This is a genomic window from Peribacillus sp. TH27 (assembly GCF_016650915.1).
GTDB classification, from domain to species: domain Bacteria; phylum Bacillota; class Bacilli; order Bacillales; family DSM-1321; genus Peribacillus; species Peribacillus butanolivorans.
The window spans coordinates 5375053-5392844 of record NZ_JAEKEV010000002.1; the positions used below are offsets into that span (position 1 = coordinate 5375053).

Consider the following 17792-nt stretch of genomic DNA (forward strand, 5'->3'; position numbering starts at 1 on the left):
AACTCATAGAGGAGGAATAGGTAATGGCTACAATTAGATTCCATGAAACAAATGAGGTTATTGAAAACAGTGAACAGGTAAAAGATTTTTTAGAAACACAAGGTGTTATATACGAACAATGGGATATATCGAAATTACCGTCCCATCTGGTAGAAAAATATGATCTAACGGATGACGATAAAGATGAAATCCTTGTAACGTTCAAATCAGAGATTGCAGAGATTTCTGAAAGACGCGGATATAAAGCACATGATATCATCACACTATCCGATGCAAACCCAAACTTGGATCAAATGCTTGAAAACTTTAAGCAGGAACATCATCATGAAGATGATGAAGTACGTTTTATAGCAGGTGGAACCAGTATCTTTGCTATTGAAGGCAGTGAACAAAAATGGTTTGATGTACGACTGAATCCTGGAGATTTAATCAGCGTACCAGAATCGACGCGTCATTACTTCACGTTAGCAGAAGATAGAAAAACTGTAGCTGTCCGTATCTTCGTAACAGCAGCAGGTTGGGTTCCAATTTACGAAAAAGACGAAGTTCAAGCATAAATCAATTGAGAAAAACCAGCTATCGGGCTGGTTTTTTTATATGGCCTTCGCGGGTGCTTTAGAAGGGCAAGTATGATAAAATTTAACGGAATTAAATTTAGCTGGATTATAGGAGCAGATACGAATGAAAACAACCGAAGTGTACATATTAGGTGGTTTTCTCGGTAGCGGGAAAACAACGCTTCTTCGAAATATATTAAAGCAGGAAAGTGTAGTGGGTAGAAAAGTGGCCGTGCTATTAAATGAGCTCGGCAGTGTTTCAGTGGACAGCGGTTTGATTGGTGATGATGTACCTCTGAAGGAGCTGTTTGACGGTTGTATCTGTTGTACAATTCAGGATAAGCTCGAAGTTCAGCTGCATGAATTGTTGACGGAAAATGATTTAGACGCCGTTTATATTGAAACAACAGGTGCTGCGCATCCAGTTGAAGTGCTGGATGGTATTATGTCACCGCTATTCGCGAAAAAACTGGAATATAAAGGGATTATAACAGTTGTTGACTTGTTGAGGTGGCGCGACCGAGATGAGCTTTCTCCACAGCTACGCCAGTTGCTTGCTGAGCAAATCCATCATGCGGATTTCATTTTATTAAATAAAGCGGATCTAGTAAGCGAAATGGAGGCAGCCCAACTTATTTATTCCATTCAAGGTCTGAATCCTGAAGCTGTATGTTTATTGACAGAGTATGCAGCTGTCTCCTTGATATCTTTGCAACAGATGCAAAGGAAACAGCAGCATAAAGTCCATCAAAAACTGGATGTCCAGAGCCATTTGCATTTAACGGCCGTTGTTCATACATTTGAAGGGGCAGTGGTACAAACCGACTTTGAAGATTGGCTTAGGGCACTTCCAGAAACGGTCTATCGAATGAAAGGATACATTTCCTTCACACATTCACAATACCCTCATTTATTTCAATACTCATACGGAATGCCAATGTATATGAATGAAATGATAAAAATGCCACTAAATATCGTTATTATCGGTGAGAAATTGGATAAAGAAATGATGATTAGTCAGTTAAAAGCTTTGGAAGCAAAAGCACCACATTAAACGATTACTGCCGATGAAAGAGGGGAAAAGAAAGTTAACTTTCTTTTCAAGGAGGCGGTATTTGTGCCCTGGAATAAAAACGATTACCCTGATTCAATGAATAATCTTGATAAAGATGTCCGAGAAAAAGCAATTGAGATTGCGAATGCCTTACTTAATGAAGGCTATAAGGATGGAAAAGCTATTCCAATTGCCATTGACCGGGCCAAAATGGCTGTCAAAAAAGATTGAAAAATGGTCAGACCCCATTAAACGGGTCTGACCATTTTTATTGCTGCAACCCACCAAAGGCTGCAAATGTTTTCTCATCTTCAATTAACCCGCATGCTGCACATTGCACACGAACTTCAGGACCATTATAAGCTAGATGGAATGGCTGAAGAGAATCGTTCGAGTATTGTTCAACAATCTCACCGGATTGCGGATCCTTTTTAACAGGTGTTGGTATTTGCTGAATGAGATTGAAGCGAGATTTATTTGTCCGGCAATTCGGACAGCGGTATACTTGAGACATTATACTCACTCCTTTTTTGAATTTTTAAAAGTGTAATCGTATTATAAAGGTAGTCTTTACGAAAATGATTCTTAATATGTATAAATTAGTAATGGATGGAAGGGATAATTTTATGAAAGAAACGGTCATGAATGAAGCATTATTGGAAGCATATATAAGTATCTGGAATAATCGGAAGATAACAAATGGGGAAGGGGGAAAAGTGTTATCAGAACTTATCCGACGTGAACTTTTAGATGAAAACACCCATCCTCGTGCCCGAAAACCAATACTTGAAAAGTTTTACCTCAGCATTAAACGGGTGATGGAATCTTCGCTTTCTGATGAGAAAAAGAACGCAATCGTTATGGCCTATGTTACGGAACTCGAAAGGCTCTCATCCTCGAAGTAAATATCACAAGTGAATGTTAGTTAATATTCTTTTTTGTTTCATACTTTTTTCACAACTCATTGTTAAAATTTAAAAAAAATAGATATTTTATGAATAAGGAGCCTAAAATATGAAGTGGGGTGTTGCGCTTTTGTTTGCCGTCATACTACTTAGTGGGTGTAATAGAAGTGATACATATACAAAAATAAACAAAGATAAATCTTTTTTGGCGACAGTCAATATTAAGGATACGTCCCTTACATTCATAGATAAAAACTATCAACCTTTTGCCAATTGGGATATTTCAGAACCATTTACCGGAGCATTGCTCCTAGCAGATAAAGATACTATACTTCTTTATGGAAAAGAGATGGAGAAAATCCAGGTGTTTTCATTATCAGCCGGAAAACTGATAGACAGCTGGGAAATAGGGAAAGGGATTGTCAATATGCTGTTGCTTCATGACGGAAAAAGCATCGTGGCAGTCAATCAGTCGAATCATTCCATCTATTTTTTAAATGATAAAGGTGAGGAGCAGGATATAGTCAAGGTTGGGAAAAGCCCATTGACCGTTCTTCAAGGAGAGAAAGCGAATCGCTTGTATGTCATTAACTTTGGCGATACCAAATGTTCGGTAATCAATCTGGAGACGAAAAAGGTGGATATGGAATTTCCGATACATAGTTCTTCAACAGGCACCTTATTAAGGGAAGAAAAGGATGAAGTTTGGATAGGCGGCCATGGTGTTGGAGACAAAGTAGAAGAAAATCTCTATATTTATTCGGCAAAAACGGGAGAGTTGAAGCAAAAGTTGAAGGCCCCAACTATGCCGATAAAGTTCATTGAGAATGCTGAAGGGATTTTTATCCTCAGTCACGGCACTAGCTCCTTATATAAATTGAATGATCAGTATGAAGAAGTGAAAAGCAGAGTGGTCGGCGTCAATCCTTTTGAAATGGCGAACTTTAAACAAGACGTGATTGTGGCGGGATATGATAGTGATGAAGTGTATGTAGTGGATGCTGAAACAGTCGAGGTTAAAAAAACCATCAAAGTCGGTCAAGGTCCATTTCAATTGATGTTGAGGGAGTAGATAACATGCACGGTTACACCATTTTAGTCGTTGATGATGAAGAAGATATGCGTAATTTAGTTGAAATGTATTTGCTTAACTCAGGGTATCGATGCCTTCAAGCTGCAAATGGTAAAGAGGCTATAAGTCTGGTTGAAACATATGAAGTCGATTTAATCCTTTTGGATATCATGATGCCAGAAATGGACGGTTTTTGCGTCTGTGAAAAAATCCGTTCAAGTTCGGATGTTCCTGTAATTTTTGTTAGTGCGAAAGGTGAAGAATGGGATAAGGTAAAAGGGTTGAAGCTCGGTGGGGACGATTACATTGTAAAGCCATTTAATCCGGGTGAACTCGTAGCAAGGGTGGAAGCGGTATTAAGAAGAACAGGGAAAATCTCATTGAATGAAGAAAATCAAACTTCCGTCCGATTCGGTAAAATCAATTTAAACCTCCAATCAAGAACGGTTCTGCTAGATGGGAAGCCAATCAATTTGACCTTGAAAGAGTTTGAATTGCTTCTATTTCTTATGCGTCATAAAAATCAGGCACTAAGCCGTGAACAACTACTTGAAAATGTTTGGAGCGGAGAATATGGAGGATCTTTACGTACGGTCGATACCCATATCAAAACGCTTAGGATGAAATTGAGGGCGGCCGATTATATTCAAACTGTCTGGGGAATTGGTTATAAGATTGAGGAAAAAAATGAGTAATAAGTGGTCATCACTCTCTTTTAAACTATGGCTAACTATTATTACAGCAATCATTCTTTCAGTGTTGTTCGCTTATTCTCTTTCTCAATATTATTATAAAAATTTGTATGTGGAAAAGTTGAAAACCGATCTAGTCAATGAAGCTTCCTTGCTTGGAGCGGACTATTTCGGAGGTGAGATCAGTGATGACTTCAAACAACAAGTTGAATGGTTTAACAGTAAAAGTGACAGCGAGGTCTTTGTCGTCAATAATCCAAGGGAATTAAGTGCCTGCCTTCCCTTTGAAATCAATTATGACACCCTCATTTCTGCAGAAGAACGGCAAATGCTCTTAGATGGAAAGGTTGTTGAAAAAGAGGGGTATGAGAAAAGGTTTGAAAAGAACATCGTAGCGGCTATCATTCCCTTGATTGATGAAGACCGCCTCGAAGGTATCATCTATACATATATTCCTGTAGACTCGATTACAGATTTACTTAAGGAATTTGCTGCAAAATGGATGGCAGCCGTTCTCTTATTCTTAATTGTTTCCATTTTATTGACAACAAAATGGTTGAAAAAGCTAGTCAGTCCGATTAAGGAAATCGAGACAGCTGTCCATCGTGTCTCAGAGGGAGATTATGACATACAGATTCAGGTAAAGAGCCATGATGAAATAGGGAATCTAGCACATGCTTTTAATGAAATGGCCAAATCCATTCATTTAGAGGAAGAAAGAAAAAAAGAGTTTCTCGAAAATGTTGCCCATGAACTCCGGACGCCGCTAAGTTACGTGAAAGGTTACACGCAGGCTATATTGGATGGTGTTGTGAAAAATGAGGAAGAAGAGCAAAAATATCTTCAACTTATTTCAAGGGAAGCACTTAGGCTACAGCGGCTTGTAGGTGATTTGATGGACTTATCTAAATTGGACAGTGATCAATTCACTTTAAATAAAACTCCGATTGCCTATGCACAATTCATTGAAGATGTACTTGCCAAATATGAACCGATATTAAAAGAAAAGCAGCTTGGTTTAGAGCTCGAACTAGATCCGGATCCAATTATACTAGGAGATGAAGGAAGGATAGAGCAAATCCTTCATAATGTCTTTGATAACGCCGTTAAGTATACGAATCCAGATGGATTCATCAAAATTACTTTAAGACAGCATAAAGAAGATTGCGAGCTCATAGTCACTGACACGGGCAACGGGATTCCTGCAGCTGATTTACCTTATGTAATGAATCGCTTTTATAGAGTAAACAAAGCACGAAGCCGATTTGATGGCGGATCGGGGCTGGGTCTTTCCATCGTGAAAAAATTGGTGGAGCTACAAAATGGTAAAATTGAAATAGAAAGCAGTGAACATACAGGTACAAAAGTCAGCATTGTGCTTCCGACCATAAAAGAAGATTGGACTTCATAAAAAAGGGGAAACGTTCAATGATAAAAAAGATAATGTTATTATGTACAGCTTTAATCTTGTTGGCAGGATGTGGCAAGGAAGAGGAAATTCCGAAAATGCTAAATGTCGAGTTAACTGTCGATCCTGTTCAAGGAGAAATAAATGAGCCGGTAAAGTTTCAGGCAAAAGTGACTTATGGGGATGAAGAAGTGACGGATGCGGATGATGTCAGTTTTGAAATATGGCTTGCAAATAGTGATGACCACGACAAAACGGCTGTAAAACATAAAGGAAAAGGTATCTATGAATTGGAAAAAACCTTTGATAAAGAAGGAACCTATTATGTTTATGCTCATGTAACGGCAAGGAATATGCACAACATGCCTAAAGAGGAATTCGTCATAGGCAAACCAAGTCAGCCTGAAGAAAACGGAGGTAAAAAGGAAATGGACGAGATGAATGATGAAGAAAAGAAATAATAATTTTACTGATAAAACTAAAACAATTCGGGGTTTACCCGGATTGTTCAGACTGTAGACAAACTCGATGAAAATCGAGTTTGTCTACAGTTTTTTTGAGGGGTGTAAAAATTCGAACGTTGATTGGAACGTAGGGCACTCGCTTTCCGCGGGCGGTCAGGGAGCCTCCTCGGCGCCTTTGCGCCTGTGGGGTCTCCCTTGGACACGCTTTTCCCGCAGGAGTCTCGCACCTTCCGTTCCAATCAACTTTGTTTTAACAATTAGAAATAAACACTTTTTCCTACAGTCTTTTTTGTTTAATATAGGAGTATTAAAACTTGAGGTGATGACGATGCTTTCGAAACATAATTCTATTCAGCGAGATCAACTTGAAATGATTACTTTGGATCAACTGGTGCCAGCGAACCATTTGGTTCGTAAAATTGAGGGGGCCATTGACTTCACTTTCATTTATGACTTGGTGAAAGAGATGTATTCAGAGATAGGCCGCCCAAGTATTGATCCAGTTATTTTAGTTAAATTGACATTCATTCAATATACCTTCGGTATTCGTTCGATGCGTAAAACGATTGAAGAAGTTGAAACGAATATGGCTTACCGTTGGTTTTTAGGTTACGGTTTCCATGATAAAGTACCTCACTTCTCAACGTTCGGGAAAAATTATGAGCGTCGCTTTAAAGATACAGACCTGTTTGAACAGATTTTTTATCGTATCTTAATGACAGCCTCAGAAAGAAAGTTAATTAGTGCAGAGCACGTATTCGTTGATTCAACACATGTGAAAGCCAGTGCGAATAAGCGGAAATTCGAAAAGAAAATCGTTCGTAAGGAAACACGAGCATATCAAGGACGCCTTCAAGAAGAAATAAATCAAGATCGTGAAAACAATGGAAAGAAGCCTTTTCCACCGGATAAATTTGATAAAGAAGAAACCAAAGAAATTAAAGAAAGTTCAACTGACCCTGAGAGTGGCTACTATGTAAAAGATGAACGAACAAAACAGTTTGCCTATTCATTTCATGCGGCTGCAGACCGCAACGGTTTTGTGCTGGGGACGATTGTAACACCAGGAAATACGCATGATAGTCATATCTTAGAGCCTCTTGTTGAACAAGTGATTGAGAAAGTTGGAAAACCTGAAGCTGTTGCCGCAGATGCAGCTTACAAAACACCAGCCATTACAAGCTACCTTTTTGGGAAAGAAATCACACCAGCTTTACCCTATACACGTCCACGAACAAAAGAAGGGTTCTTTCGCAAGCATGACTATGTTTACGATGAACATTTTAATTGTTATCTCTGCCCATCGGGCGAGATTTTAAAGTACTCAACAACAAATAAAGAGGGCTATCGCGAGTACAAATCACCCAAACACACTTGTGCGACATGCTCATTTTTATCACAGTGTACAGTAAGCAAAGACCATCAAAAAGTGGTGACACGCCATATCTGGCAAAATTATATGGAAGAAGCAGATCATCTGCGTCACCACAAGGATGTAAAACCTATATATGCGAAACGCAAAGAAACAATAGAGCGTGTATTCGCAGATGCAAAAGAAAAGCATGGTATGCGTTGGACTACTTTAAGGGGACTTAAAAAATTGTCGATGCAGGCGATGCTTACATTCGCTGCCATGAATTTAAAGAAGATTGCCAATTGGACATGGCAAGGTCCAATAATGGCTTAATAAAGTGGGCTCGTAGAGGCCCAATCTCTTAATCTTGATCAAAATTCAAAGGGAATTTCAAAAGGGGTCCAGAATTAAAACATTCTGGACCCCTTTTGTCTACAAACTGAACAATTCGGGGTTTACCCGGATTGTTTTTTATTTTTGTAAAAATTAAGAGTTTTAATATAGTTTTAGAGTATATGAATTTTGAATTCTCATTACTTAAGAAAAAAGTACACATAAAAATGACGAAAATCAACTTTAAATCGATAAATTTGTAACATAAAAGTAAAGAAAGTCATACTAAAGGGTTTGGCAACGAGATGTCAACTAAAAGTTATTAGTATTCCATGGAAATGGTTCTATGTAACTACCATTGACAAGGATTGTCTGGAAAAATATGAGTATATGTACTAGATCCCAAAACATCGATAGAGAAAGCTTTTTTGATTACTTTTTCTGAAACTTGGATCAAAATTTTTTCACATTCGTTACCTGTAAAACATATGGAAATAGATGGTTCCTATATTACAAAAAACGCATGTTATGATGAATCCAGAAACAAAACACCAATGAACTTTACAGGAGGAATTACAAATGAAAAAGAAAATGTTTATGTCAGCAGCAGCAGCAGCAGCTATAATTTTCACTGGAGTGGGAGCTAACCAAGCAGAAGCAGCAAACTGTGATACTGTTAAACAAGTAACATATAAATCTATTAATCAAGAAGATATGCAAAAAGTCCTTAACCAATATTTAACTAAATACAACATAACATTACCTGCTTCACAATCCTTACAAGTTCAACAACCAGTTCAACAACCAGTTCAAAAACCAGCTCAAGAACAAGCTCAAAAACCAGTTCAAAAACCAGTTCAAAAACCAGCTGGAACTACGAATTCACAACCTGAAAAAAATACTGATGAAAAAACAGAGACAAGCTCTGAATTAAGCGCTTTTGAACAACAAGTGGTTAAATTAACTAATGCAGAGCGTGCAAAACAAGGATTGGCAGCTCTTAAAATAGATACAGAATTGAGCAAGGTTGCTCGTTTGAAATCTCAAGATATGAAAGACAAAAATTACTTTGATCATAATAGCCCAACTTATGGCTCTCCATTTGATATGATGAAAAAATTTGGAATCAGCTACACATCAGCTGGGGAAAATATCGCACAAGGTCAAAAAACACCTGAAGAAGTAGTTGAAGCTTGGATGAACAGCCAAGGACATCGTGAAAACATCATGAACTCAAGCTTTACTCATATCGGAGTAGGCTACGTAGAATCTGGTAACTACTGGACTCAACAGTTCATCGGAAAATAATAAGAATGATAGATTAATAGTAGAGTGTACCCTGGGAATCATATGGGTGCACTCTTTTTTTTTATTAAGTCGTTGAAATATATAGGATAGATAAGGGAATTGATTCTAAATAGAATGAATTCCATCAAATCCGAATAAAATTTAGTCGATACTGCTATAAATAGCATCGATTTTACAAATACTCGCATCAACACAAAAGCAGGAACCGCACTTATTCATTAGTGAGGCTCCAGTAGCGCCAAATTAAATATCAGATACATCAATTTCCGAATACTGGGCATTGAAACTTTTCTGCAGACGGATTTCCAATGTTGATTCTTTAAATTGTGCGGATGCTCCTTTCTTCTTTACAAGAGCAGGCAATGTAATTACATGCCGGTCCGTCGCTTCTGGGATTCCCTCAACGATGGATTGATTAGATGTATGGTAAAGTTTCATTTTTTTTAGCCAGGCTTCATCTTCTATGGGAATTCTTACAAAGACAAATAAATGGGTTTCAAATACCTCGGCATGTAAAGGGTGTTCAGTTCTAGTATTTTCTTTTTGTGAGCTAGTATCGTTTTGTTGCATCATTCCTTGCATATTTTCAGGGATCATCTGCGAAAATATCTTTTCAATGAACGACTGTACATCACTTTGCTGCATATTTTTCATGAAATCCTTTTGGTTTGAATTATTTTTTAAAGAAAAAAGTGAATTCCAAGGAAACATGTTGAATTCCTCTCTCCTGCAATCAACTGACAGGGTTATTTCTGTTATTTTATGCAGGCTGAAGCCTAGATGTTCATTTGTATATTTGCTAAATTATAGAAAATGAATCAAACTTATGTATAATTAAGTAAAATCCATTAGATAAAGAGGGAAAGCCTGTGGATGATAAAGTAGCTTTTATAACTGGAGGAGCAACGGGAATCGGCAAGAGAATCGCCTATTCACTCGCAAATAATGGAGTGTCTATTATCATTACGTATCGAAAAAGTAAAAAAGCAGCTTTAGCATTGGTGACTGAATTGCAGGAAAGGTACCATATTAAGGCGCTCGCTCTTGAAGGTGATGCTTCAAGTGAGAAAGATTGTAAACAGGTAACAGAATTGGTCATAGAAGCCTTCGGACATGTTGACATGTTCATTCATAATGCTGGGCCATATATGCATGAACGTAGGCCTATGACTGAATATAGCAGTGATGAGTGGAATTACATTATGAACGGTAATTTAAATGGTTTTTTCTATTTTGCTAAGGAAATTATTCCTCATATGCGCAGAAGAAGTTGGGGTAGGATCATTACTTTAGGGTTTGACCGCTGTGAGACGGCACCAGGTTGGATTTATCGTTCCGCTTTTGCCGCAGCCAAAAGCGGATTGACTTCCTTAACTAGAACTTTAGCGGTTGAAGAAGCAACAAATGGAATCACCGTGAATATGGTCTGTCCCGGCGATATTATTGGTGAATGGAAGGAAGAAGAGATAATAGTTGCAAAAGGACAAAAGGATGTAACTGTTCCAATTGGCAGACCGGGGACGGGAGAAGATTTAGCTCGAGTCATCACGTTCTTATGTGATGAACAATCCGATTTTATTACCGGAAGCATCATTCCGGTTACAGGTGGAAAAGATGTTTTGGGGAAAATTCACAAAGCTTAGTTTGTTTAATTTGGTTATTAAAATGGAAAAAGGTGAGTCCGTTAATTCGGCCTCACCTTTTTTTAAACCATTTTTTTATATTTTACTTGCTGTATATACCTTAAACGTGCTGCCAAACCTATAGCTCCAAGAGCCAAACCGGAAATTAAGCCAATCCAATATCCGAAGGCTCCCATACCTGTATATTTTGCAAATATAAAACCGATGGGTAGCCCTAGAATCCAATAGGATACTAGAGACATAGCGAAGGTAACATTTACATCTTTATATCCTCGTAGTATTCCTTGTATAGGTGCCTGGAGTGCATCAGAAATCTGAAAGAAGATTGCATATATTAAAAAATGTGATGTCAGCATCATTACATTATAGTCTTTTGTGTATGCCGACGCGACGGGTTCACGGAAGAGAAATAGAATGGCCGACAAAACAAGCGACATCGTTAATGCCATGGTAATCCCAATCCAGCTGTATTCTTTGGCATCTTTGTATCGAGCTGCCCCGATTTCAAATCCAATTACAATTGTCAATGCCATTGATATACTTAGCGGCATCATATAAAGCAATGATGCAAAATTCATTGCAATCTGGTGCGAAGCAATTGTCACGGTATCATATTTACTCATCAAAAGGGTAACCGCTGAGAAAATACTTGTTTCAAAAAAGATAGCCAGCCCGATAGGCACCCCAATTATTAATAGTGCACGCCACTCTTTCCAGGAAATCCGGAAAAACTCACGGAAAACTTTATAGGTTGAAAATGGGCTGATTTTCACCACAACAAGGATGGCAACCAGGGCAATTAACCAATAAGTAATTGCTGTTGCATACCCTGAACCAACGCCGCCAAGTTCAGGGAATCCAAACTTTCCGTATATTAACAGGTAATTAAATACGACGTTAATTGGCAGTGCACATAAGGTTATTATCATAGAAATTCTAGTTTGGCCAAGCGCATCAATGAAGGCTCTCAACGCATTATAAACGAATAGGGGAATAATCCCGATTGAAAGGGCGATCAAATAGTCATGGGCTACCCGGTGGACAGTATCTTCAAGATTCATGGCATTTAATATGGGGTTTAATGCAAACGCCCCAATGATTAAAATGACTAAAGCTAAAGTGACGGCTAAATAAACTGCCTGCATTACTGAATAGGAAACGGATTTCGACTGCTTGGAACCGACGAGCTGTGAGACTACCGGCGTTAAGGCAATCAAAATCCCGCTCAACCCCGTATAAACAGGTGTCCAAAGTGAACTACCGATTGAAACGCCAGCAACGTCCTGCGTACTGTACTGTCCCGACATCATCACATCAAAAAATGTCATGGCATAAAGGCCAATTTGAGTGATCAGAATGGGGATTAATATATAAAATAATAGGCGGATCTTTTGTGATTTTGTATAAGTCTGATTCATCGATGTACCTCAATATCAATATTTGAAATTTTCCACACAATGAAAGAATTATATCACATAAGCTTGTGATGGTTTAAGTTTTTATTTGATACCAAAAAAGACTTACCGTAAAAACGGCAAGTCTTTTTGTCAGTCGCGCATGGATTCAAATTCATTCATGTCCGCGGTTGAGTCTTTTTGAAGGATGAATGCTTGTGAAGGGATGGCGATTTGAACGTCTTCATTTTCAAGTATCTCCATTATATTAAAGTTAACATCTTCTTTGAGTGATAGATATCCCCCAAAGTCTGTTGCATTTGAGAAGAAATATAGGTAGAGATTGAAACCAGAATGACTAAACTCGTCAAATTTCACAAGAATCGTTTCTGGATGTATTTCTGGGTGTTCAATGAGCATATTTTCTATTCTCTTAATGACGTTTTCCAACTTATCTTTTGGTGTTGTGAAATTTATACCTAGATGAAAAGCAATCTGTCTTTTACCCATTTTTGACCAGTTGATGATAGGTTCATTCGAAAGGGTAGCATTCGGGACAGTAACTAAAGCTTGGGCAAAAGTCCGTACTTTGGTACTTCGAAATGTGATATCTTCAATGGTTCCTTCCACGCTTGGTGTTTTGATCCAATCACCAATGGTAAAGGGTTTTTCTGTAACGATGACAATTCCTCCAAAGAAATTGCTGACGGTATCCTTAGCGGCAAGTGCAAAGGCTAATCCTCCTAAGCCAAGTCCGGCAACAAATCCATTGACGTTAAATCCCCACTCTTCCGCAATGATAGAGAAGCCCAAAGCCATGATGATTATTTTAATGATTTTTGTAAAGAATGGCATGACAATTAGATCTACCTCAAGACCGAATTTACTGACCAATTTCGGAAAAAGGATGGTTAAGATCGAACTGATATTGATCATCGTCCAAAAGAATAAGAAAGCAAAAAATGAACGGTATATCTTCGATTTTAATTCATCCGAAGGTATGTCAATCGGAAAATAATACAACGATAGAATCACACCGAGCAAAACGATAAGCCATCTCATCGGCTGTTCTAAGGCAAGCATTAAGTTGGCTGCAAATTCAACTTTGCGTTTTTTTGCAACTCGTAGAAAGAACTTGAATATATAGGTGGTAAATACTTTCCGAAGCAAAAGGACGATTAGAAAAATACCTATTGAAATTCCTAGTTTGGTCCATGCCTCTATTCCATCAAATTGATGGAGAGATTGAGAAACTTCTTGCAATGTATTACTCCTCCAATGTATCTTGTAGTATTGTAGAATACTAAGATTATAATATAATCATAATGAAAAAGGAAAATTAATCGATGATTACATTTATTACGTTACATTACGGTTCACTGAATACTTTTTCAAGTTATTAATGTTAGGGATATATGGTAATATGGATGCAAAGTGATTTTTTAAGTTTGGAAGGTGGAAATATTGACTAAGAAAATAGTGTTTACCGGAGGCGGCTCAGCCGGCCACGTGTCTGTTAATGCGACCATTATCCCGGAATTTTTAGAGCATGATTGGGATATTACTTATATTGGTTCAAAAAAAGGTATAGAAAAAAATATTATCGAAAAGGAATTTCCTGAAATCCGTTATGAAACGATTTCAGTTGGGAAATTCAGACGATACCTATCAGCGGAGAACCTAAAAGATCCGTTCCGAGTCATTAAAGGGATTTTTGATGCACGAAAAATTTTAAAAAAGACAAAGCCTGATTTCATATTTTCAAAAGGCGGGTTCGTATCCGTACCAGTCGTATTGGCGGGAAGGATGCTGAGAATCCCGATTGCCATACATGAATCGGACTATACACCTGGCCTAGCTAATAAAATTGCAATGCCGCTTGCATCGAAAATTTTCACCACGTTCCAGGAGACAGAAAAGGACTTGCCAAAAGAGAAGGCCATGTATCTTGGAGCAGTATTACGGGATGGGATTTTTTCTGGAAACGCTTCGAGTGGAAAAGCATTTTGTGGTTTTACGAACAACAAGCCAGTGTTACTCGTTATGGGTGGCAGCCTTGGAGCTGTAAAAATCAATAAATTGATTACTGAAAACCTTGAAGCATTATTAAAGGACTACCAGATTATTCATATTTGTGGAAAAGGGAATGTCCAAACGGAATTGAAACAAAGAGGGTATGCTCCTTTTGAATATGTCCACGAAGAATTATTTGACCTTTTAGCAGCGGCTGATGTAGTTGTTTCAAGGGCTGGTTCAAATTCAATCTTTGAATTCCTTGGTCTGCAAAAGCCAATGTTGCTCATTCCGCTAAGTGCCAATGCATCTCGTGGGGATCAAATTTTAAATGCTTCAAGCTTTGAAAAACAAGGTTTTTGTAAAGTCATTCAAGAAGAAGATTTAAATGATCAAATCTTTAATAGCACATTAGCTGATTTAGTGAATAAATCAGATGAGTATCAAGCGAAAATGCGTCAAAAGCGCCCATTCAAAACGGCGGCTGAAATGTATGATTTATTAATTGATGTAATGACAGCAAAAAAATAAGTATCAATTCCCTCTTCAAAGCATATCTTTTTCGAACAGAGGAGGGGGTAGTATGGCTTATAAATATTCCAAAGGTTGGTTCGTTCAACAATTAAAAGATGCAGAAATAAGATACCATCCAATTGAGCGAAGAAAGCTGGAGCTTTATAAAACCCATATTTTGAGACGTTTATACGAAGACCTGCAAAAAGAGAAACCATAAAAGAACCGTAACTGCTAGTACGTTGCGGTTCTTTTTTCTAAACGTCGTTAACTTTTTGTGAGGAGATTAGTAAACCTAAAAAAATTTGTGAAAAGTCTATAATAGTAGAATAGTACGAAACTAGAATAAATAATAAAGAAGCCGACTCTTTTTGGGAATTTCTAACTAGAGGATCGGCTTCTTTTTTGTATGAAAAATAATCCTTGGATATAAACCCAATATTCAGCAAAAGATAAACCTCAATAATAAACAGTAAACAGTTGCTGGTTCCTATATAAAATACTTTAAGTTCGGAGTTTAAAACATGACAAAGATTAATTCCAAATCCTCACTAAATATTGTTGTCCTTTCAGTAGGATTGCTGAATCACGTTATGATTATTCCTCTCGTACTAGAGGTAGCGGGAAGAGATGCTTGGTTATTTGCCGCTCTTACAGGACTTTTATCAATAGCTTGGGGGTTCCTTTTATATTGGATATTAAAAAAGAAAAAAAAAGAACACCTCTTTCCCTGGCTGGAAAATCGGATTGGTAAACGATTTACCAAGCTGATATTCTTTTTCCTCGTAATTTATTTGATTACGATCATCTTGACGACAGCTAAAGATATGGTTGACTGGATCAATACAACTTCTTTAAATCAAACACCACCATTTGCCATTATTATTCCTTTTGCGTTGATATGTGCTGCACTTTCTTACTCGAATCTTAGATCAATTGCTATTAATTCAGCTATTTTATTACCTTTTGTCATTATCCTTGGTATCTTTGTAGCCACTGGTAATATTCCCGAAAAAAATTATGATTTTCTATTTCCTCTATTCGAACAAGGCTATTTTCATGGCATTAAGTCAATGTACTACATAGCAAATGGATATTTGGAGTTGATTATCATTATATTGTTCCAGCATCACCTATCTAATGGGGATTCCATTAAGCTGAAAACAGTTATTGGAATGATGGTTATTGTAACTATATTAATTCTCGGGCCGCTTACTGGTGCCATTGTTGAGTTTGGACCCGTCCTGTCTAATGAAATGCGCTATCCGGCTTATGAACAATGGCGACTGTTGACAATTGGAAAATATATTGCCCATACTGACTTCTTTTCCATATATCAATGGCTTTCAGGCGCATTTATTCGAATTTCTATAGCCATGTTTTTAATTCCTGATTTATTAAGAGTCAAATCACTGCTCATTAAAAAGGGGATACTCATGAGTCTTGCCATTATGATGGTTATCATCACTATTATTCCTCTTAGTAATATCATTTTTTATGATTTTTTAAAGAACTATTATTTTCAAGGAACTTTCTTTTTCCTTGTAACCCTAATTCTTTTGTTTACAGTTACCGCAGTTATACAACCTAAACGGAAGGAGGTTTCTGATGAAACTATTCAAAAATAAACAAATTGAACAGTCATTTTATAACGAAGAGTTCTTCAGGCAGCTTTTCAGCAATAGTCCGGACGTATCATTTAAGGTGATATTAGGTGAAAATGACGAAACAGCTAAAATCACTTTATTTTTTTATCCTGGAATGGTAGATACTCTTGAGTTGAATGGCAATGTATTACGAAACCTCAAATCAATGTTAGATAAGAAAGATAATATTAGAAATATGATAACGGCATTTCATCCTTCATTAGCATTGACAGAAATTTCTTGCAGTCCAGTTGACAACGACGATGTAAATAGACGGATTTTTAGCGGCGAAGTGTTAATTTTCTTTCAACAATCACAACAGCTATTTTCATTACCTTTGCCTGATGTTCCCAACCGGAAGCCAGAGGAATCTTCATTTGAAGTATCCCTTCGTGGACCACGTGATGGATTTGTTGAAGACCTTTCGACAAACGTTGCTCTCATTCGTAAACGGCTGAGAACAGGTTCCCTCTCTTACGAAGAGTTTATTATTGGGAATCGCAGTCAAACTACAGTAGCACTGATGTATATAGATGACATCATCAATCCTGAACTTGTTAGGCTCGTCCGTGAAAGACTGAATACTCTAGATGTTGATGTGTTAATTAGTAGCCATCAGCTTGAGGAACTCATCTCTAAAGGGAAATTCAAATTATTTCCTTTGACTCATTATACAAGCAGACCCGATTTTTGTGTCGGATCATTAACCCAAGGCAGGTTTATAGTACTTATGAACGGTGCACCTACTGTTATCATAGCCCCGACCACTTTATTGCTTCAGATTAAAGCAGCTGAAGATTCGAGTCTTCCTTTTCTATTCGTTTCTTTTGAACGGTTTCTTCGAGTATTTGGTTTGATTTTTTCTATTTTACTTCCAGGGTTTTGGGTAGCTTTATCAGCATATAACATTGACCAGATGCCTTTTCCTTTACTTGCAACAGTCAGCATCTCAAGGTTGGGCCTTCCTGTTTCTGTTGCCATTGAAATGTTCCTTATGCTCGGTTTATTTGAGCTATTTCGAGAATCTGGAGTAAGGCTGCCACAAGCAGTTGGTCAAACTGTGGCGGTTGTAGGTGGTTTAATTGTCGGTGATGCAGCTATCCGTGCCGGTTTGACGTCCCCAACGATGCTTGTTATCGCTTCGGTCACATCAGTCGCATCCTATACATTAGTTAATCAATCTTTAACGGGGACTGTATCTGTGCTTCGTTTATTTATCTTAATATTAGGTTCTGTTCTAGGCATCTATGGTCTTCTTGTTGGTTTCTTAATTGTTACTTGTTGGGTCTCTTGTCTTGAGTCATTTGGAGTTCCATATATGAATGAATTTTCACCGCCTAATTTCCAAAAACTCACAGATGCTATTTTCAAAAGACCGTGGTATTCAAAGAAAAAAAATGAAGGTGCTCTTGATCGCACGCAAAAGGGGGAGTAAC

Annotated in this window: 19 protein-coding genes; 15 read left to right on the forward strand and 4 right to left on the reverse strand. The window is 37.7% G+C overall.

The window, feature by feature from the left end:
- Positions 1 to 23 precede the first annotated feature (23 nt).
- The 3 genes from JFU24_RS27345 (at position 24) to JFU24_RS27355 (ending at position 1842) form a co-directional block, all read left to right on the forward strand.
- Complete coding sequence (locus JFU24_RS27345; RefSeq protein WP_201223986.1) at positions 24 to 557, forward strand: cupin domain-containing protein; 534 nt, start codon at positions 24 to 26, stop codon at positions 555 to 557.
- Positions 558 to 681: 124 nt separating this feature from the next.
- Positions 682 to 1611 carry a CobW family GTP-binding protein gene (locus JFU24_RS27350; RefSeq protein WP_201250762.1) on the forward strand — a complete coding sequence of 310 codons (930 nt, stop codon included), beginning with the start codon at positions 682 to 684 and terminating at the stop codon, positions 1609 to 1611.
- 63 nt (positions 1612 to 1674) lie between these two features.
- Complete coding sequence (locus JFU24_RS27355; protein WP_201188176.1) at positions 1675 to 1842, forward strand: hypothetical protein; 168 nt, start codon at positions 1675 to 1677, stop codon at positions 1840 to 1842.
- A gap of 37 nt (positions 1843 to 1879) precedes the next feature.
- On the opposite strand, the gene JFU24_RS27360 is transcribed toward JFU24_RS27355, so the two are convergent.
- Positions 1880 to 2125: a hypothetical protein gene (locus JFU24_RS27360; RefSeq protein WP_056520764.1), complete on the reverse strand. Its 246-nt coding sequence runs from the start codon at positions 2123 to 2125 to the stop codon at positions 1880 to 1882.
- 112 nt (positions 2126 to 2237) lie between these two features.
- On the opposite strand from JFU24_RS27360, the gene JFU24_RS27365 reads away from it, so the two are divergent.
- The 7 genes from JFU24_RS27365 to JFU24_RS27395 all read left to right on the forward strand — a co-directional run bounded on the left by JFU24_RS27365 (position 2238) and on the right by JFU24_RS27395 (position 9147).
- The gene (locus JFU24_RS27365) at positions 2238 to 2516 is read left to right on the forward strand and encodes a hypothetical protein (RefSeq protein ID WP_235565980.1); all 279 of its coding nucleotides are present in this window, start codon (positions 2238 to 2240) and stop codon (positions 2514 to 2516) included.
- 109 nt (positions 2517 to 2625) lie between these two features.
- Positions 2626 to 3588: a YncE family protein gene (locus tag JFU24_RS27370; protein WP_201250763.1), complete on the forward strand. Its 963-nt coding sequence runs from the start codon at positions 2626 to 2628 to the stop codon at positions 3586 to 3588.
- 5 nt (positions 3589 to 3593) lie between these two features.
- The gene (locus JFU24_RS27375; RefSeq protein ID WP_201185389.1) at positions 3594 to 4283 is read left to right on the forward strand and encodes a response regulator transcription factor; all 690 of its coding nucleotides are present in this window, start codon (positions 3594 to 3596) and stop codon (positions 4281 to 4283) included.
- The gene (locus JFU24_RS27380; RefSeq protein WP_201250764.1) at positions 4276 to 5691 is read left to right on the forward strand and encodes a sensor histidine kinase; all 1416 of its coding nucleotides are present in this window, start codon (positions 4276 to 4278) and stop codon (positions 5689 to 5691) included. The genes JFU24_RS27375 and JFU24_RS27380 overlap by 8 nt, the downstream gene beginning before the upstream one ends.
- Before the next feature lie 17 nt (positions 5692 to 5708).
- Complete coding sequence (locus JFU24_RS27385; protein ID WP_201185385.1) at positions 5709 to 6149, forward strand: FixH family protein; 441 nt, start codon at positions 5709 to 5711, stop codon at positions 6147 to 6149.
- 331 nt (positions 6150 to 6480) lie between these two features.
- Positions 6481 to 7839 (forward strand): IS1182 family transposase, encoded by a 1359-nt coding sequence (locus JFU24_RS27390; protein ID WP_201185073.1) that lies wholly within the window; start codon positions 6481 to 6483, stop codon positions 7837 to 7839.
- 579 nt (positions 7840 to 8418) lie between these two features.
- A complete protein-coding gene (locus JFU24_RS27395) occupies positions 8419 to 9147 on the forward strand; it encodes a CAP domain-containing protein (protein ID WP_201223994.1) in 729 nt (242 codons plus the stop codon).
- A gap of 243 nt (positions 9148 to 9390) precedes the next feature.
- On the opposite strand, the gene JFU24_RS27400 is transcribed toward JFU24_RS27395, so the two are convergent.
- Positions 9391 to 9858 (reverse strand): Hsp20/alpha crystallin family protein, encoded by a 468-nt coding sequence (locus tag JFU24_RS27400; RefSeq protein WP_201185383.1) that lies wholly within the window; start codon positions 9856 to 9858, stop codon positions 9391 to 9393.
- A 158-nt stretch (positions 9859 to 10016) separates the two neighbouring features.
- Between JFU24_RS27400 and JFU24_RS27405 the strand changes: the two genes are divergently transcribed.
- Positions 10017 to 10790: an SDR family oxidoreductase gene (locus JFU24_RS27405; protein WP_053346579.1), complete on the forward strand. Its 774-nt coding sequence runs from the start codon at positions 10017 to 10019 to the stop codon at positions 10788 to 10790.
- 62 nt (positions 10791 to 10852) lie between these two features.
- Here JFU24_RS27405 and JFU24_RS27410 read toward each other — a convergent pair whose 3' ends face one another.
- Both JFU24_RS27410 and JFU24_RS27415 read right to left on the reverse strand, forming a co-directional pair.
- Positions 10853 to 12208 (reverse strand): MATE family efflux transporter, encoded by a 1356-nt coding sequence (locus JFU24_RS27410; protein ID WP_201185381.1) that lies wholly within the window; start codon positions 12206 to 12208, stop codon positions 10853 to 10855.
- A gap of 129 nt (positions 12209 to 12337) precedes the next feature.
- On the reverse strand, positions 12338 to 13447 hold the full coding sequence (locus tag JFU24_RS27415) for a mechanosensitive ion channel family protein (RefSeq protein ID WP_207196109.1): 1110 nt from the start codon (positions 13445 to 13447) through the stop codon (positions 12338 to 12340).
- Between the two features lie 192 nt (positions 13448 to 13639).
- Between JFU24_RS27415 and JFU24_RS27420 the strand changes: the two genes are divergently transcribed.
- From JFU24_RS27420 to JFU24_RS27435, 4 genes are all read left to right on the forward strand, one after another.
- The gene (locus JFU24_RS27420; RefSeq protein WP_446728147.1) at positions 13640 to 14728 is read left to right on the forward strand and encodes an undecaprenyldiphospho-muramoylpentapeptide beta-N-acetylglucosaminyltransferase; all 1089 of its coding nucleotides are present in this window, start codon (positions 13640 to 13642) and stop codon (positions 14726 to 14728) included.
- A 52-nt stretch (positions 14729 to 14780) separates the two neighbouring features.
- Positions 14781 to 14930 (forward strand): DUF2639 domain-containing protein, encoded by a 150-nt coding sequence (locus JFU24_RS27425; RefSeq protein WP_082527397.1) that lies wholly within the window; start codon positions 14781 to 14783, stop codon positions 14928 to 14930.
- 304 nt (positions 14931 to 15234) lie between these two features.
- Positions 15235 to 16338, forward strand: a complete 1104-nt coding sequence (locus tag JFU24_RS27430; protein ID WP_201224000.1) for a GerAB/ArcD/ProY family transporter — start codon at positions 15235 to 15237, stop codon at positions 16336 to 16338.
- On the forward strand, positions 16319 to 17791 hold the full coding sequence (locus JFU24_RS27435) for a spore germination protein (RefSeq protein ID WP_201250765.1): 1473 nt from the start codon (positions 16319 to 16321) through the stop codon (positions 17789 to 17791). The genes JFU24_RS27430 and JFU24_RS27435 overlap by 20 nt, the downstream gene beginning before the upstream one ends.
- Position 17792 lies beyond the last annotated feature (1 nt).

Excerpts from the sequence above, each read along its gene's own strand:
- JFU24_RS27345 (WP_201223986.1), top strand. The coding sequence starts at position 24 with ATGGCTACAATTAGATTCCATGAAACAAATGAGGTTATTGAAAACAGT.
- JFU24_RS27350 (WP_201250762.1), top strand. The coding sequence starts at position 682 with ATGAAAACAACCGAAGTGTACATATTAGGTGGTTTTCTCGGTAGCGGG.
- JFU24_RS27360 (WP_056520764.1), bottom strand. The coding sequence starts at position 2,125 with ATGTCTCAAGTATACCGCTGTCCGAATTGCCGGACAAATAAATCTCGC.
- JFU24_RS27365 (WP_235565980.1), top strand. The coding sequence starts at position 2,238 with ATGAAAGAAACGGTCATGAATGAAGCATTATTGGAAGCATATATAAGT.
- JFU24_RS27370 (WP_201250763.1), top strand. The coding sequence starts at position 2,626 with ATGAAGTGGGGTGTTGCGCTTTTGTTTGCCGTCATACTACTTAGTGGG.
- JFU24_RS27375 (WP_201185389.1), top strand. The coding sequence starts at position 3,594 with ATGCACGGTTACACCATTTTAGTCGTTGATGATGAAGAAGATATGCGT.
- JFU24_RS27380 (WP_201250764.1), top strand. The coding sequence starts at position 4,276 with ATGAGTAATAAGTGGTCATCACTCTCTTTTAAACTATGGCTAACTATT.
- JFU24_RS27385 (WP_201185385.1), top strand. The coding sequence starts at position 5,709 with ATGATAAAAAAGATAATGTTATTATGTACAGCTTTAATCTTGTTGGCA.
- JFU24_RS27390 (WP_201185073.1), top strand. The coding sequence starts at position 6,481 with ATGCTTTCGAAACATAATTCTATTCAGCGAGATCAACTTGAAATGATT.
- JFU24_RS27395 (WP_201223994.1), top strand. The coding sequence starts at position 8,419 with ATGAAAAAGAAAATGTTTATGTCAGCAGCAGCAGCAGCAGCTATAATT.
- JFU24_RS27400 (WP_201185383.1), bottom strand. The coding sequence starts at position 9,858 with ATGTTTCCTTGGAATTCACTTTTTTCTTTAAAAAATAATTCAAACCAA.
- JFU24_RS27410 (WP_201185381.1), bottom strand. The coding sequence starts at position 12,208 with ATGAATCAGACTTATACAAAATCACAAAAGATCCGCCTATTATTTTAT.
- JFU24_RS27425 (WP_082527397.1), top strand. The coding sequence starts at position 14,781 with ATGGCTTATAAATATTCCAAAGGTTGGTTCGTTCAACAATTAAAAGAT.
- JFU24_RS27430 (WP_201224000.1), top strand. The coding sequence starts at position 15,235 with ATGACAAAGATTAATTCCAAATCCTCACTAAATATTGTTGTCCTTTCA.
- JFU24_RS27435 (WP_201250765.1), top strand. The coding sequence starts at position 16,319 with ATGAAACTATTCAAAAATAAACAAATTGAACAGTCATTTTATAACGAA.